The sequence below is a fragment of the Rhodococcus sp. ACT016 genome (assembly GCF_050477185.1).
GTDB lineage: Bacteria > Actinomycetota > Actinomycetes > Mycobacteriales > Mycobacteriaceae > Prescottella.
The window spans coordinates 3,079,740-3,095,131 of the sequence record NZ_JBEAET010000001.1 but is presented as its reverse complement, the minus strand read 5'-3'; the positions used below and the strand labels follow the sequence as shown (position 1 = coordinate 3,095,131).

Sequence of the window (15,392 nt, the reverse complement as noted above, 5' to 3'; positions counted from 1 at the left end):
CTGTTTCGGACGGGGTGTGGCGCAGCTTGGTAGCGCATCCGCTTTGGGAGCGGAGGGTCGCAGGTTCAAATCCTGTCACCCCGACCAATCGCGCGACGGGGGCCGTGAAAGCGGCCCGTTCGCGCATGAACGACATATCGAACTAAGAGCACCACCAGCAACGAAGGAGCCAGATCCGTGAAGAGCACCGTCGAGCAGCTCAGCCCGACGCGAGTCCGTATCAACGTTGAGGTGCCCTTCGAGGAGCTCAAGCCTGATTTCGACAAGGCCTACAAGGCGCTCGCGCAGCAGATCCGTCTCCCCGGCTTCCGCCCGGGCAAGGCTCCGGCCAAGCTGCTCGAGGCCCGCGTCGGTCGTGGCGCCGTGCTGGAGCAGGTCGTCAACGACGCTCTGCCGGGCCGCTACTCCGAGGCTGTCTCGGCCAACGATGTGAAGGTCATCGGTCAGCCGGAGATCGACATCACCAAGCTGGAGGACGGCCAGGAGCTCGTCTTCACCGCCGAGGTCGACGTCCGCCCGGAGATCGCCCTCCCCGACTTCGGCACGATCGCCGTCGAGGTCGACCCGATCGAGGTCACCGAGGAGGCCGTTGCCGAGCAGCTGCTGTCGCTGCGTCAGCGCTTCGGCACCCTCAAGGGCGTCGAGCGTGAGGTCCAGGACGGCGACTTCGTGTCGATCGACCTGTCGGCCACCGTCGACGGCGAGGCCGTCCCGGAGGCCACCGCGTCGGGTCTGTCCCACGAGGTGGGCTCGGGTCAGCTGATCGAGGGCCTGGACGAGGCCGTCGTCGGCGTCAAGGCCGGTGAGTCGAAGGACTTCACCTCCAAGCTGGTCGCCGGCGAGTTCGCGGGCCAGGACGCGGTCATCACGGTCGCCGTCAACACGGTCAAGGAGCGCGAGCTGCCCGAGGCCGACGACGAGTTCGCCCAGATGGCGAGCGAGTTCGACACCCTCGCCGAGCTCGAGGCCGACCTGCGTGAGCGCGTCGGTCGCGTCCGCAAGGTCGAGCAGGCCGGTCAGATCCGCGACAAGGTGCTCGAGTCGCTGCTCGAGACCGTCGAGGTCCCGCTGCCCGAGGCCGTCGTCAAGGCTGAGGTCGACGCCGCGCTGCACGACGCGATCCACGGTCTGGACCACGACGAGGCGAAGCTGAACGAGCTCCTCGAGGCTCAGGGCACCACGCGTGAGCAGTTCGACGCGGACGCCAAGGAGGCCGCCGAGCGTTCGGTGAAGACCCAGCTGCTGCTCGACGCCATCGCCGACGCCGCCGGCACCACCGTCGGCCAGGACGAGCTCACCGAGCGCATCCTGTTCCAGGCGCAGCGCTACGGCATGGCTCCGGAGCAGTTCATCCAGCAGATCCAGCAGGCGAACCAGCTCGGCGCCGTCTTCGCGGACGTGCGTCGCGGCAAGGCCCTCGCGGGTGTCGTCGACGCCGCGAGCGTCACCGACACCAACGGCGAGTCGATCGACACCGCCGAGATGTTCGGCACTGCCGAGGACGCGGCCGAGGGCGACGAGGCGGCTGAGCAGGAGTAGATCCCCGAGGCGTATCCACGCCATCGGCGGAAAGACTTTTCCGCTTTCAGCGAAGTAGGGCGGCACCGGGACTCCGGTGCCGCCCTACTTCGTTAGTGTCTGTGTCAGGAACCAACGACTTATCGAGAAGGCAGGTACCGTGACTTACCAGAATCCCGCCATGACTTCAGCCACGTCCGGTCTGAATCTCAGCGACTCGGTGTACGAACGCCTGCTTCGCGAGCGCATCATCTTCCTCGGTACGCAGGTGGACGACGACATCGCGAACAAGCTGTGCGCCCAGATCCTGCTGCTGTCGGCAGAAGACCCGACGCGGGACATCAACCTGTACATCAACTCGCCCGGCGGTTCCGTCACGGCGGGCATGGCGATCTACGACACCATGCAGTTCGCCGAGTGCGACGTCGCGACCTTCGGCATGGGCCTGGCCGCCTCGATGGGACAGTTCCTGCTCTCGGCCGGCACGAAGGGCAAGCGCTACGCCCTGCCGCACGCGCGGATCATGATGCACCAGCCGTCTGCGGGTATCGGTGGCACCGCGTCCGACATCGCGATCATGGCGGAGCAGTTCGCGCACACCAAGCGTGAGATGGCCGAGCTCATCGCCGAGCACACCGGGCAGACGGTCGAGCAGATCACCGCCGACTCGGACCGCGATCGCTGGTTCACCGCGCAGGAGGCCCTCCAGTACGGCTTCGTCGACCACGTCGTCTCCCGCGCGCGGCAGGCCGGTGGCGCCGGCAACTAGGCCGCCGCCCACCCTCGCCCTTCTGCTCAGACCATCCTTGGAGAACTGATGACCAACATGTTCGATCCCCGTGCGCTCGGCGGCCAGGCACCGGCCGGGGCGCAGTCCCGTTACATCCTGCCGTCGTTCATCGAGCACTCCAGCTACGGCGTCAAGGAGTCCAACCCGTACAACAAGCTGTTCGAGGAGCGCATCATCTTCCTCGGCACGCAGGTCGACGACGCGTCGGCGAACGACATCATGGCCCAGCTGCTGGTGCTCGAGTCGCTCGATCCGGACCGCGACATCACGATGTACATCAACTCGCCCGGTGGCTCGTTCACGTCGCTGATGGCGATCTACGACACGATGCAGTACGTCCGCGCGGACATCACCACCGTGTGCCTCGGCCAGGCGGCCTCGGCTGCCGCGGTGCTGCTCGCGGCGGGTACCCCGGGTAAGCGACTGGCGCTGCCGAACGCACGCGTACTGATCCATCAGCCGGCCACCGGCGGCATCCAGGGCCAGGTCTCGGACCTCGAGATCCAGGCCGCGGAGATCGAGCGGATGCGTCGTCTGATGGAGACCACGCTGTCGAAGCACACCGGCAAGGATCCCGACGTGATCCGCAAGGACACCGATCGCGACAAGATCCTCACGGCCGAGGAGGCCAAGGAGTACGGCATCATCGACAACGTGCTCGAGTACCGGAAGCTGTCTGCCCAGAAGTGATGTGGGGCGCCCGGCCCACCGACACGCCGTGCTGTCGGGTTGCGGTGGGCCGGGGCGCGCACCCGTCAAGCTTGGACATTCCGCGTCCATGACGCGGATGTGATTCATGGTCGGAATCGTGTTCGCCGTGCGGGAATCACAGGCTTTCGGTCGACCTCGTTCCCGATCTGCGGGTACGGTCACACCATGAGCCCTCGATCCTGAACCGAGGAAGCGGAACCGCCGTCGCGCGGTTCGCGTGAGTCGGGCGGGACGCTCGCACGTAGACAAGGAAGTAGGGACCTTACGAGATGGCACGCATCGGTGACGGCGGCGATCTGCTCAAGTGCTCGTTCTGCGGTAAGAGCCAGAAGCAGGTCAAGAAGCTCATCGCGGGACCGGGGGTCTACATCTGCGACGAATGCATCGATCTGTGCAACGAGATCATCGAGGAAGAGCTCGCGGAGTCGAGTGAGGTCAAGCTCGACGAGCTGCCCAAGCCCGCGGAGATCCGGGAGTTCCTCGAGAACTACGTCATCGGACAGGATGCAGCCAAGCGGACGCTCGCGGTGGCGGTCTACAACCACTACAAGCGAATCCAGGCCGGCGACCGGGGGCGCGACGCCCGCGGTGAGACGGTGGAGCTGGCGAAATCGAACATCCTGATGCTCGGCCCGACCGGTTGCGGCAAGACGTATCTCGCGCAGACGCTCGCGAAGATGCTCAACGTGCCGTTCGCGATCGCGGATGCCACCGCGCTGACCGAGGCGGGCTACGTCGGCGAGGATGTCGAGAACATCCTGCTGAAGCTGATCCAGGCGGCCGACTACGACGTCAAGCGCGCCGAGACGGGCATCATCTACATCGACGAGGTCGACAAGATCGCCCGCAAGAGCGAGAACCCCTCGATCACCCGAGACGTGTCCGGTGAGGGCGTGCAGCAGGCGCTGCTGAAGATCCTCGAAGGCACGCAGGCCAGTGTTCCCCCGCAGGGCGGCCGCAAGCACCCGCACCAGGAGTTCATCCAGATCGACACGACCAACGTGTTGTTCATCGTGGCCGGTGCGTTCGCGGGTCTCGAGAAGATCGTCTCGGATCGAGTCGGCAAGCGCGGCATCGGTTTCGGCGCCGAGGTTCGCTCCAAGGCCGAGATCGACACGCAGGACCATTTCGCCGAGGTGATGCCCGAGGATCTGATCAAGTTCGGTCTGATCCCCGAGTTCATCGGTCGCCTCCCGGTTGTCGCGTCGGTGACGAACCTCGACAAGGACTCGCTGGTCAAGATCCTGTCGGAGCCCAAGAACGCGCTGGTCAAGCAGTACACGCGGCTGTTCGAGATGGACGGCGTCGAGTTGGAGTTCTCGGTCGACGCGCTCGAGGCGATTGCCGACCAGGCCATCCACCGCGGCACCGGCGCACGTGGACTGCGCGCCATCATGGAGGAAGTCCTGCTGCCGGTGATGTACGACATCCCGAGCCGCGACGATGTCGCGAAGGTGGTCGTCACCGCGGAGACCGTCAACGACAACGTGCTGCCGACGATCGTCCCGCGCAAGCCCGAACGCGAACGGCGCGACAAGTCCGCCTAGTTCGGCACCTGCAGACCGACGCACTGCCGCCCGACCTCCTCAGGGAGATCGGGCGGCAGTGTCGTTTCCGGGCGCCGTCGGTGGTGGGGCCACGACGGCACCGCGCCGACCGACGCCCCCAGACCCGACCCCACGAACGGCAATGGCCGGGTCGCCCGAAGGACGACCCGGCCATTGCCGGCAGATCATGCGGAGGCGGTAGCCGTCTCCTTGCTCAGCAGATCGAGCGCGATATCGACGATCATGTCTTCCTGACCGCCGACGAGGCCGCGCTTGCCGACCTCGAGCAGGATGGTGCGGGCATCGAGACCGTAGTCTGCGGCGGCCTTCTCGGCGTGACGCAGGAAGCTCGAGTACACGCCGGCGTAGCCGAGGGTCAGGGTCTCGCGGTCGACGCGGACCGGGCGATCCTGCAGCGGGCGGACGATGTCGTCGGCCGCATCCATCAGCTTGAACACGTCGCAGCCGTGCTCCCAGCCGTACAGGTCGGCGACACCGATGAACGCCTCGATCGGGCAGTTGCCGGCGCCGGCGCCCTGGCCTGCGAGGGAGGCGTCGACGCGGTAGACGCCGTTCTCGACGGCGACGACACTGTTGGCCACCGACAGCGACAGGTTCTCGTGGGCGTGGATACCGATCTGGGTGTCGGCGTCGAGCACGTCGCGGTACGCCTTGATGCGGGCGCGGACGTCGTCCATGGTCAGGCGGCCGCCGGAATCGGTGACGTACACGCAGTGCGCGCCGTACGACTCCATGAGCTTGGCCTGCTGGGCGAGCTGCTCCGGCTGGGCCATGTGGCTCATCATGAGGAAGCCGGACACGTCCATGCCGAGTTCGCGGGCCTTCGCGATGTGCTGGGCCGAGACGTCGGCCTCGGTGCAGTGCGTGGCGATGCGGATCGACTGCACACCCAGCTTGTGGGCGTGCTCGAGTTCCTCGATGGTGCCGATACCCGGCAGCAGCAGCGTCGTGAGCTTGGCGTTCTTCACGGCACCGGCCGCGGCCTCGATCCACTCCCAGTCGGTGTTCGAACCGGGGCCGTAGTTGAGCGAACCACCGGCGATGCCGTCACCGTGGGAGACCTCGATGGCGTCGACGCCGGCCTCGTCGAGCGCGGTCACGATGCGGGCCACGTTCTCCGGGGACATCCGGTGCCGGACGGCGTGCATGCCGTCGCGCAGGGTGACGTCCTGAATGTAGATCTTGGTGGACACGCTCAGACCTCCGCGGGGGTGTTGGTGCGCGCGGCGAGCAGGCGGCGCGCGATGGACTCGGCGGTGCGCTGGGCGGCCGAGGTCATGATGTCGAGATTGCCGGCGTACGCAGGCAGGTAGTCGGCCGCACCCTCGACCTCGAGGAACACGGTGACCTTGGTGGTGACGGGGCCCGCGCCCTCGGGCAGCAGGGTGTGGACCGGCTCGTCCGCGGCGATCGGCGTGAACTGCACCTCCTGCTTGAGGCGGTAGCCGGGCACGTACTCGGCGACGCGGCCGGCCATCTCCTTGATCGACGCGCGCACCGCCTCGTGGTCGGCGTCGCCGATCAGCGCGAGGACCGTGTCACGCATGAGCATGGGCGGCTCGGCCGGGTTCAGGATGATGATCGCTTTGCCGCGGCCGGCGCCGCCGACCTGCTGGATGGCGTTCGACGTGGTTTCGGTGAACTCGTCGATGTTGGCGCGGGTGCCGGGGCCGGCCGACTTCGAGGAGATCGACGCCACGATCTCGGCGTAGGGGACTGGGGTGACCGCGGAGATGGCGGCGACCATCGGGATGGTGGCCTGGCCACCGCAGGTGACCATGTTGAGGTTGTCGAGATCCTCGTCGAGGTGCTCCTCGAGGTTCACCGGCGGCACCACGAACGGGCCGATCGCGGCCGGGGTGAGGTCGATGATCTTCTTGCCGAACGGCGCGAGCTTCTCGCAGTTGGCGACGTGCGCCTTGGCGGAGGTCGCATCGAGGACGATGTCGATCTGGTCGAAGCCGTCCAGCGCGATGAGGCCGTCGACGCCCTCCGACGTGGTGGGCACGCCCATGCGCTCCGCGCGGGCGAGGCCGTCGGACGTGGGATCGATGCCGACCATGGCACCCATCTCGAGCACGTCGGACTTGTTCAGGACCTTGATCATCAGGTCGGTGCCGATGTTGCCCGGCCCGATGATGGCGACCCGAATCTTCTTCGAATCAGCGTTGTTCGTCACGATTGTCACGATTCCTTCCGGGAGAAAACTGCGGTCACGGTGCCGAGGGTGGACAGCTCGGCGCGGATGGTCACCCCCGGCGCGGCGGGAACCATGGGGCCCAGGGCCCCGGAGAGCACGACCTGGCCGGCACGGAGCGGCTCGCCGTATTCGCGGGCGGTGCGGGCGAGCCACTGCAGCGCGATCAGCGGATCGCCCAGGCAGGCTTCGCCGTTGCCCTCCGAGACGAGCTCGTCGTCGGCGTACATCTTCATCACGACGTCCTTGGGCTCGAACTCGTCGAGCGTCACCCAGTTGTCGCCGAGCACGTACAGGCCCGACGAGGCGTTGTCGGCGACGGTGTCGGTGATGAGGATCTTCCAGTCCGCGATGCGGCTGTCGACCAGCTCCAGTGCCGCGACGGCGCCGGTGACGGCCGCGCGGATCTGGTCGAGGTCGAGATCACCCTCGGCGAGGTCGGCGCCGAGCCGGAACGCCACCTCGGCCTCGGCCTTGGGCTGGAGCATCCGCTCGGTCGGCACCTCGGCCAGGTCGGAGACGTCCATGTTGTCGAACAGGACACCGAAGTCGGGCTGGTCGACGCCGAGCTGGGTCTGCACGGCCAGCGAGGTCGCGCCGATCTTGCGGCCGACGACGACGGCGCCGTCTGCGATCTGCCAGTCGATCAGCTTCTGCTGAACGCGGTAGGCGACGCCGATGTCGGAGGGGCCGATGAGGTCGTTGATCGGCGCGCACGCGACGCCGGTCTTGGCGGCGGTCGCCAGACGCGTCGCGGCCTGGGTGATCGCCTCTTCGGAGATCGTGGTTTCGGTGTCAGGCATGGATGTCCTTGTCGTGGGTTGTGCTTGTAAGGACTGTGCTGGACGGTCGCCGTCCAACGCGAGCATTCAGTTTCGCTGAGCGAAACCTACCTGTTGGCGCCTAGTCCTGCCGCAAGTTGTCCCGCCGAGCGAGAGTTGCCGCGATACCCGCGGCCGCGGCCCGGACCTGGTTGGTGTGGGCCTCGGGGCGGAAGCGGGTGGCGGGCCCGGTCACGCTGACCCCGGCGATCGGTCGGTCGTCGGCGTCGAGGATCGCGGCGGCGACACAGACGATGCCGACGGCGGACTCCTCGTACTCGAACGACACGCCCGACTCGACGACGGAGTCCAGTTGCCGGGCGAGCAGGCCCGGTGTCGTGATGGTGCGGGGCGTCCGGCGCGGCAGGGGGCCGGCGAGCGTGCGGGCCTTCAGCTCGTTCGGGGAATGCGCGAGCATGGCCTTGCCGATCGCCGTGCAGTACAACGGCATTCGTCCACCGATGCGGGACGGCGACTCGGCCTGTCGGTGGCCGCCGATCTTGGCGACGTACACCACCTCGTCGCCCTCGAGGACGCCGAGATGGACGGTTTCGCGGGTGCGCTCGCGGAGGTCCTCGAGGAACGGGGTGGCGACCTCGATCAGACCCCGCTCCACCGACGCGCGCATCCCCAGCTCGAACAGGTGCCGGCCCAGGCGGTAGCCGGCGGCGGAGCGATCGATCAGCCGGGTCGCGACCAGTTCGGCGAGCAGTCGATGCAGCGTCGTCTTGTTCAGGCCGGTGCGGTGGACGAGTTCGGTGAAACCGACCCAGTGGTCGTCGGCGGTGAAGGCGTCGAGGACCGTGACGACCTTGCCCAGCACGGTGTTCGGGATCTGCCGATCGGATTGCGACGAGTCGGTCATGGGATCACGGGGCGCGCAGCAGCGCGATCGAGAGGGTGGTCAGTTCGTCCTCGAACGACCCGAGATCGAGGGTGGTGCCGGTCGTGGCCTCGCGTTCCCACGACGCCATCCCGGCCACCACGAACCGGGCCATGAGGGCGACGCGGCGGGCGCGCAGGCTCTCGTCGATGTGGGTGAGTTGGGCCCCGATGTTCGCGAGCAGTTCCTTGAGCAGGGTCATGCCGCCGACCCTCGGGTACTTCGGATCGTCGGGCACCAGCGACGTCGGCCGGGTGACGAAGTCCATGTGCACGCCGGTCAGCCACTGCTCGTTGAACCGCGCCCAGTAGGACGGTTGGTGGGCTGCGACCTCTGCGACGAAGGGGTGGATGTAGGCGCCGACGAGTGCGGCGAGTCGGTCCGGGGTGTCGACGGCGATCGCGTCCAGCATCTCGGTGCGCAGCGTGTTGATGTTGCCGATGTGGGCCAGCCACACCGCCTCGAGCAGGCCGTCCCAGGATCCGAAATGGTAGGTGATGGCCGAATTATTGCGCTGCCCAGCGGTTCTCACGATCTCCCGGGCCGATACCCCGTGCAGTCCGCGCTCGGCGATGAGGCGTTCGGCAACGTGGAGGATCGTTTCGCGACCGTTCGGGGCGTTCATGTCGGCAAGGGTACTGAATGCGCTATGTTCTCCGACCTGAGACATGTATCTTAATTTCGGAGGTGTTCAGAGTGTTCTCGCTGACGAACAACGGCGGTGCCCGGCGTGCGGGTGTCTTCACCGCCGTCGCGGCCACGGCGGTCGCGTTGGTGGCCGCGGGCTGCAGCAATGGGGAGTCGGAGACGGACCGGGCCGTCGGGCTCGAGCCCGGCCAACTGCTGTCGAGTCAGGAATTGCGCGGCGCGCCGGTGCTGCCCAGCGCCGGCCGGAGCGAACTCGTCACCTACGTGTCGCAGAATGCGCAGGGTGGGCCGGTCGTCGTTTCGGGCACTGTCTCGATCCCGCGGGCGACCGCACCGGAAGGCGGATGGCCGGTGATCAGCTGGGCGCATGGCACCACCGGTGTCTCCGACATCTGCGCGCCGTCGAACGACACCGCCGACGGACCAGCCCACGACTACCTCGGTGGTGTCGATCTCACGCTGGACCGCTACGTCGCCGACGGCTACGTCGTCGTACAGACCGACTACGTCGGCATGGGGACGCCGGGCGGCCACCCGTACATGGATGGCGGGACGGAGGCGAACGCGGTGGTCGACATCGTGCGCGCGAGCCGGGCACTGGACGACTCGATCAGCAATCACTGGTACGCGATGGGCCACAGCCAGGGCGGGCACGCGACGCTGTTCGCGGCGGCCCACGGTGCCGAGCGCGCGCCCGAACTGGACCTGCGCGGTGCGGTCGCGATCGCCCCGGGCAACGACACCAGCGCCACCCCGCAGTACCTTGCGGCCGGAACGCCCGAGGTGGCTCCGGCGCTGGCCTTCCTGCCACTGATCCTGCTGGGAGCGGAGGCCGCCGATCCGTCGATCGACGCCGACTCGTACGTCACCCCGGAGTCGAAGCCGCTGCTCACCGCGGCCCGCAACGGGTGCGTCGCCCAGATCCGCGACGTCATCGGATCCGTGCCCGTCGACAAGGCGTTCGCGCCCGGCGCCGACATCGGCAAGCTCGTGACCTACCTGAAGAAGCAGTCGCCCGGGCAGTTGACGCTCACGGTGCCGACCCTGGTGCTTCAGGGCACCGCCGACGCGCTCATCGCCGAGCCCGGCAGCAAGGCGCTGGTGCAGTCGCTGTGCGGCAACGGGTCCGAGGTCGGGTACAAGACGTACGAGGGCGCCGACCACCGCTCCGCGGTGCCGCAGTCGTTCGACGACGCCGAGCAGTTCTTCCGCGCGTTGCAGGCGGGGGAGACGCCGTCGGGTCTCTGCTAGAACGGCCCGAGGAGTTCGGACGGCACCGTCGTCGCCCCGGCCTGCGCCGAGCCGTCAGGCTTTGATGCGGTGCTCCCCGGAGTAGACGTTCATGGTCTCGCCGCGCAGGAACCCGACCAGCGTCATGCCGCGATCGCGGGCCAGGTCGACCGCGAGCGACGACGGTGCCGACACCGCCCCGAGGACCGGGATCCCCGCCATCGTGGCCTTCTGCGCCAGTTCGAACGACGCCCGCCCGCTGACGACGAGGACCGCGTCGGACAGCGGGATCCGGCGCTGGGTGAGTGCCCATCCGAGGACCTTGTCGACAGCGTTGTGCCGTCCGACGTCCTCGCGCAGCGCGAGCAGCGCGCCGTCGGCGGTGAACAGTCCGGCCGCGTGCAGGCCGCCGGTGGCGTCGAACACCCGCTGGCCGCGGCGCAGCGTCGGCGGCATCGACGACAGCGTCGCGGCGGTGACCTCGAGGGCGTTGTCGGACAGCGTGAAGCGGCTGCGGACCGCGACCTCGTCGAGGGACGCCTTCCCGCACACGCCGCACGCCGAGGTCGTCAGGAACTCGCGCCGACCGCGGTTGCCCGGATCGGGAACCCCCGCGGCGAGCTGGACGTCGAGGACGTTGTAGGTGTTCGCGCCGTCGCTGTCGACGCCGTCGCAGTAGCGGACGACCTCGACGTCGTCCGGGTCGTGGATGATCCCCTCGGTCAGCAGGAAGCCGTGGACCAGGTCGATGTCGTTGCCGGGCGTGCGCATCGTGACGGTGAGCGAGCGTCCGCGCAGCCGGATCTCGAGCGGTTCCTCCACGGCCAAAGTGTCGGGGCGGCGACGGGTTCCGTCCGGGGTGATCCGCAGCACCGGCCGGCGGGCGGTGACGCGGCCCATCAGTGGCCCCCGGCGGGTTCGAGGCGCACGACGATCGCCTTCGACACCGGCGTGTTCGACGTGGCGGCCACGTGGTCGAGCGGCACGAGGGGATTGGTCTCCGGGTAGTACGCGGCCGCGTTCCCGCGGGGCGTGTTGTACGCGACCACACGGAAGTCGTGCACCCGGCGCTCCTCGATGCTGCCGTCCGCGGCGCCCCACTCGGACACCACGTCGACGAGTTGGCCGTCGGACAGCCCCAGGTCGGTGATGTCGGCGGCGTTGACGAACACCACCTTGCGCCCGTTCTTGACGCCGCGGTACCGGTCGTCGAGACCGTAGATGGTGGTGTTGTACTGGTCGTGGCTGCGCAGCGTCTGCAGGATCACCCGTCCGGGCGGGGTGGGCACCCACTCGAGCGGGTTGACCGCGAAGTTGGCCTTTCCGGTGTGGGTGCGGAACTCCCGGGCATCGCGCGGCGGGTGCGGCAGTTGGAACCCGTCGGGTCGCCGGACGCGGGTGTTGTAGTCCTCGCAGCCCGGCACGACGCGCGAGATCGAGTCCCGGATCAGGTCGTAGTCGCCCTCGAACTTCGCCCACGGCACGGGGTGGACGCTGCCGAGCAGTTCGCGCGCGAGCTGGCAGACGATCGCGACCTCGCTGCGCAGGTGCTCGCTCACCGGTGTCAACCGGCCCCTCGACAGGTGCACCATGGACATCGAATCCTCCACCGACACAAGCTGTTTCCCGGTGGCTTGGACGTCGAGGTCGGTGCGGCCCAGGGTCGGCAGGATGAGCGCGGTGCCGCCGTGCACGACGTGGCTGCGGTTGAGCTTGGTCGAGACCTGCACCGTCAGTTCGCAGTTGCGCAGGGCCTGTTCCGTGGTGGCGGTGTCGGGGGTCGCGGAGACGAAGTTGCCGCCCATCGCCACGAACACCCGCGCGCGGCCGTCGCGCATCGCGCGGATCGCGTCCACGGTGTCCCAGCCGTGGCGGCGGGGGCTCTCGATGGAGAACTCGGCGTCGAGGGCGGCGAGGAACTCTTCCGGCATCTTCTCCCAGATGCCCATCGTCCGGTCCCCCTGGACGTTGGAGTGGCCGCGGACCGGGCACACGCCGGCGCCGGGCTTGCCCATCATGCCGCGCATCAGCAGCACGTTCACGATCTCCTGGATGGTCGCCACGGCGTGCGCCTGCTGCGTCAGCCCCATCGCCCAGCACGCGACCGTCCGCTCCGACGCGATCAGCGCGCGGGCGGTGTCCTCGAGCTGTCGCAGCGTCAGGCCGGTGGCCTCGACGACCGTGTCGAGGTCGACCGTGCGGACGTGCGCCGCGTACTCGGCGAATCCGGCGCAGTGGGCGTCGACGAAGCCGCGGTCGACGACCGTGCCCGGGGCGCGGTCCTCGGCCTCGAGCAGCAACCGGCCCAGCCCCTGGAACAGTGCCATGTCGCCGCCCAGCCGGATCTGCAGGAACTCGTCGGCGATCTCGACGCCGTGGCCCAGCACCCCGCCCACCTTCTGCGGGTCCTTGAACCGGCGCAGTCCCGCCTCGGGGAGCGGGTTGATCGCGATGATCCGCGCCCCGTTCGCCTTGGCCTTCTCGAGTGTCGAGAGCATGCGCGGGTGGTTCGTGCCCGGATTCTGTCCGGCGATCAGGATCAGGTCGGCCTGCTCGAGGTCGGGGACCGACACCGACCCCTTGCCGATGCCGATGGCCTCGGTGAGCGCACTGCCCGACGACTCGTGGCACATGTTGGAGCAGTCCGGCATGTTGTTGGTGCCGAAGCTGCGGATCATCAACTGGTACAGGAACGCCGCCTCGTTGCTGGTGCGTCCCGACGTGTAGAACACGGCCTCGTCGGGGCTGTCGAGGCCGTGGAGATGATCGGCGATCAGTCGGTACGCGTCGTCCCACGCGATCGGCTCGTAGTGGTCGCTGCCGGGGTGCACCACCATCGGGTGCGTGAGCCGGCCCTGCTGGCCGAGCCAGAAGTCGGTGCGTCCGGCCAGTTCCGAAATCGGGTGCGCGGCGAAGAACTCGGGTGTCACGGTCCGCAGCGTCGCCTCCTCGGCGACCGCCTTGGCGCCGTTCTCGCAGAACTCGGCGGGCTTGCGGTGGCCGGGCGTCTCGGGCCAGGCGCAGCCCGGGCAGTCGAAGCCGTGCCGCTGGTTCAGGCGCGTGAGCGTGCGCGCGGTGCGGGCGATGCCCATCTGCTCTATCGCACGCTCCATCGACACGAGCACGGCGGGCACGCCGGCCGCGTAGTCCTTGGCGTGGCTGACGACGAGGCCGTTCTCGTCGATGTCGTCGCGGGGACCATGACGCGTCATGAACCCATACTGGCCCGGTCGCGTCGGGTATGCACGGTCCGACGCACCCGAAGTCCGGGTAAGGTCGGCTAGCCTTACCTTCCCCGATGCCTCACCACCACGACACGAAGGGTCCTGACGATGGGTGATCTCCACTCGCGAGCCGGTGAATTCTCCCGCCGAGGGTTCCTGATCGGTAGCGCCGGTGCGCTGCTCGCGTTCGCCGCCGCGTGTAGCAGCGGCTCGGGTGACGGCGGCTCGGCCGGCGCCGACGGCGCCGACGGTGCGACCCTCGCGCACAAGTACGGAGGGACCACGGTGCCCGCCGATCCGCAGCGGGTGGTGAGCGTCGGCTACAACGACCAGGACGCCCTGCTCGCGCTCGGCGCGGTTCCGGTCGGCGTGTTCGACTGGTACGGCGAATACCCGTACGCGGTGTGGCCGTGGGCGCAGGGTCTGCTCGGTGACGCGAAGCCGGTGATCATCGGCAGCGCGAGCACCGGAATCGACGTCGAGAAGGTCGCCACCGCCGGACCGGACCTGGTCGTCGGCACCTACTCGGGCCTGACCCAGGCGCAGTACGACAAGCTCGCGGCGCTCGCGCCGACCGTCGCGCAGCCGGCCGGCGTGGCCGACTACGGCGTGCGCTGGCAGGACCAGACGACGATCCTCGGTGCGGCGCTCGGCGAGCAGGACCGCGCTTCGGGACTGGTGTCGGACCTCGAGAAGCAGTTCGCGGACACCGCCGCGGCCAACCCGATGTTCGCGGGCAAGACGGTGCTGGTGGGCGCGCTCAAGGGTCCCGGCCAGTTCGGTGTGTACGGCCCGGACGATCCGAAGGTGCGGTTCTTCACCGATCTCGGATTCGTGAATCCTCCTGTCGCGGACCAGCTCCGGAAGACCAACTTTGCGGAGATCAGCACCGAGCAGCTCTCGCTCGCCGACGTCGATCTGCTGGTCTGGTACGCGGGCGGCGGATTCGGCGACAAGCTGCGGGCCGAGCTCGACAAGACCCCGGTCTACCAGACGCTCGACGTCGTCAAGGACGGTCGCGCCATCATCCTCGAGGACGAGGCCGCCGAGGCTATGACCTGGAGCACGGTGCTGAGCCTGCCGTACGCGCTGCAGCAGATCCCGCCGCGCATCGCGCCGTTGTTGTCCTGATCGATCGGTACGCTCGCGGTCATGGGAGTCGTCGTGCGGCCAGTGACCCGATCGGATATTCCTGCTCTCTCGCAGGCGCTCGCGGAGGCGTTCGACGACGATCCGGTGATGTGCTGGATCCTGCCGGACGCCGCCAGGCGGCCCGCGGGTCTGACCCGGATGTTCACCTCCGAGATCCGCTATCACCACCTCGCGGGCGGGGGAGCGGAACTGGCGCAGTCGGATGCCGGCGTCGCGGTCGGCGGGGCGTTGTGGGATCCGCCGGGGCGGTGGAAGCAGTCGAGGCTGAACTCTTGGTTGAGCCTGCCGTCGGTCGCGTTCGCGCTGGGCCGGTACCTGCGCGTGGGCGCGGAGGTGTCGCAGGCGCTCGAGTCCGCACATCCGACCGAACCGCACTGGTACCTGGCGACGATCGGGACGTCGTCCGCGGGGCGCGGCGGCGGCTACGGGAAGGCGCTGATGAACTCGCGGCTGTCCCGGTGTGACGCCGAGGGCGCGCCCGCGTACCTCGAATCGAGCAAGGAAGCGAACATCCCCTACTACGAGCGGTTCGGGTTCGAGGTCACCGGTGAGATCGTGATTCCGAACGGCGGCCCGACGTTGTGGAAGATGTGGCGCACGCCGCGCTGACCGGACTCCCGGACGCCGGTGTGACACCGGTCATGGCCGGG

General features: G+C 68.4%; 14 protein-coding genes and 1 tRNA gene. 8 read left to right on the top strand and 7 right to left on the bottom strand.

Features of this window, described 5'->3' with window-relative positions; all coding sequences use genetic code 11:
- The first annotated feature begins 10 nt into the window (after positions 1-10).
- From ACQ5DX_RS14210 to clpX, 5 genes are all read left to right on the top strand, one after another.
- A tRNA-Pro gene (locus ACQ5DX_RS14210) sits at positions 11-87 on the top strand.
- Between the two features lie 90 nt (positions 88-177).
- Entirely contained in the window at positions 178-1,539 is a 1,362-nt protein-coding gene (tig, locus tag ACQ5DX_RS14205) for a trigger factor (RefSeq protein WP_430333228.1), read from the top strand.
- A 139-nt stretch (positions 1,540-1,678) separates the two neighbouring features.
- Complete coding sequence (locus ACQ5DX_RS14200; protein ID WP_430333227.1) at positions 1,679-2,287, top strand: ATP-dependent Clp protease proteolytic subunit; 609 nt, start codon at positions 1,679-1,681, stop codon at positions 2,285-2,287.
- Positions 2,288-2,335: 48 nt separating this feature from the next.
- Positions 2,336-2,998 (top strand): ATP-dependent Clp protease proteolytic subunit, encoded by a 663-nt coding sequence (locus ACQ5DX_RS14195; protein ID WP_127914190.1) that lies wholly within the window; start codon positions 2,336-2,338, stop codon positions 2,996-2,998.
- Positions 2,999-3,288: 290 nt separating this feature from the next.
- The gene (gene clpX, locus ACQ5DX_RS14190; RefSeq protein WP_127914189.1) at positions 3,289-4,566 is read left to right on the top strand and encodes an ATP-dependent Clp protease ATP-binding subunit ClpX; all 1,278 of its coding nucleotides are present in this window, start codon (positions 3,289-3,291) and stop codon (positions 4,564-4,566) included.
- 185 nt (positions 4,567-4,751) lie between these two features.
- Here the strand turns inward: clpX and dmpG are convergent, their stop codons facing one another.
- The 5 genes from dmpG to ACQ5DX_RS14165 all read right to left on the bottom strand — a co-directional run bounded on the left by dmpG (position 4,752) and on the right by ACQ5DX_RS14165 (position 9,113).
- A complete protein-coding gene (gene dmpG / locus ACQ5DX_RS14185) occupies positions 4,752-5,780 on the bottom strand; it encodes a 4-hydroxy-2-oxovalerate aldolase (protein WP_430333226.1) in 1,029 nt (342 codons plus the stop codon).
- Positions 5,781-5,782: 2 nt separating this feature from the next.
- On the bottom strand, positions 5,783-6,775 hold the full coding sequence (locus ACQ5DX_RS14180; RefSeq protein ID WP_430333225.1) for an acetaldehyde dehydrogenase (acetylating): 993 nt from the start codon (positions 6,773-6,775) through the stop codon (positions 5,783-5,785).
- Positions 6,772-7,587, bottom strand: coding sequence for a 2-keto-4-pentenoate hydratase (locus ACQ5DX_RS14175; RefSeq protein ID WP_430333224.1), 816 nt, complete (start codon positions 7,585-7,587; stop codon positions 6,772-6,774). The genes ACQ5DX_RS14180 and ACQ5DX_RS14175 overlap by 4 nt, the downstream gene beginning before the upstream one ends.
- 100 nt (positions 7,588-7,687) lie before the next feature.
- The gene (locus tag ACQ5DX_RS14170; RefSeq protein WP_430333223.1) at positions 7,688-8,470 is read right to left on the bottom strand and encodes an IclR family transcriptional regulator; all 783 of its coding nucleotides are present in this window, start codon (positions 8,468-8,470) and stop codon (positions 7,688-7,690) included.
- 4 nt (positions 8,471-8,474) lie between these two features.
- Positions 8,475-9,113 (bottom strand): TetR family transcriptional regulator, encoded by a 639-nt coding sequence (locus ACQ5DX_RS14165; protein WP_430333222.1) that lies wholly within the window; start codon positions 9,111-9,113, stop codon positions 8,475-8,477.
- A gap of 80 nt (positions 9,114-9,193) precedes the next feature.
- Between ACQ5DX_RS14165 and ACQ5DX_RS14160 the strand changes: the two genes are divergently transcribed.
- Entirely contained in the window at positions 9,194-10,387 is a 1,194-nt protein-coding gene (locus tag ACQ5DX_RS14160; protein ID WP_430335661.1) for an alpha/beta hydrolase family protein, read from the top strand.
- A gap of 54 nt (positions 10,388-10,441) precedes the next feature.
- Here the strand turns inward: ACQ5DX_RS14160 and fdhD are convergent, their stop codons facing one another.
- On the bottom strand, positions 10,442-11,266 hold the full coding sequence (gene fdhD, locus ACQ5DX_RS14155; protein ID WP_430333221.1) for a formate dehydrogenase accessory sulfurtransferase FdhD: 825 nt from the start codon (positions 11,264-11,266) through the stop codon (positions 10,442-10,444).
- On the bottom strand, positions 11,266-13,578 hold the full coding sequence (locus ACQ5DX_RS14150; protein WP_430333220.1) for an FdhF/YdeP family oxidoreductase: 2,313 nt from the start codon (positions 13,576-13,578) through the stop codon (positions 11,266-11,268). The genes fdhD and ACQ5DX_RS14150 overlap by 1 nt, the downstream gene beginning before the upstream one ends.
- Before the next feature lie 120 nt (positions 13,579-13,698).
- Here ACQ5DX_RS14150 and ACQ5DX_RS14145 point away from each other — a divergent pair, with 120 nt between their 5' ends.
- Together ACQ5DX_RS14145 and ACQ5DX_RS14140 are read left to right on the top strand one after the other, a co-directional pair.
- On the top strand, positions 13,699-14,721 hold the full coding sequence (locus ACQ5DX_RS14145) for an iron-siderophore ABC transporter substrate-binding protein (RefSeq protein WP_430333219.1): 1,023 nt from the start codon (positions 13,699-13,701) through the stop codon (positions 14,719-14,721).
- 21 nt (positions 14,722-14,742) lie between these two features.
- Complete coding sequence (locus ACQ5DX_RS14140; RefSeq protein WP_430333218.1) at positions 14,743-15,351, top strand: GNAT family N-acetyltransferase; 609 nt, start codon at positions 14,743-14,745, stop codon at positions 15,349-15,351.
- Positions 15,352-15,392 lie beyond the last annotated feature (41 nt).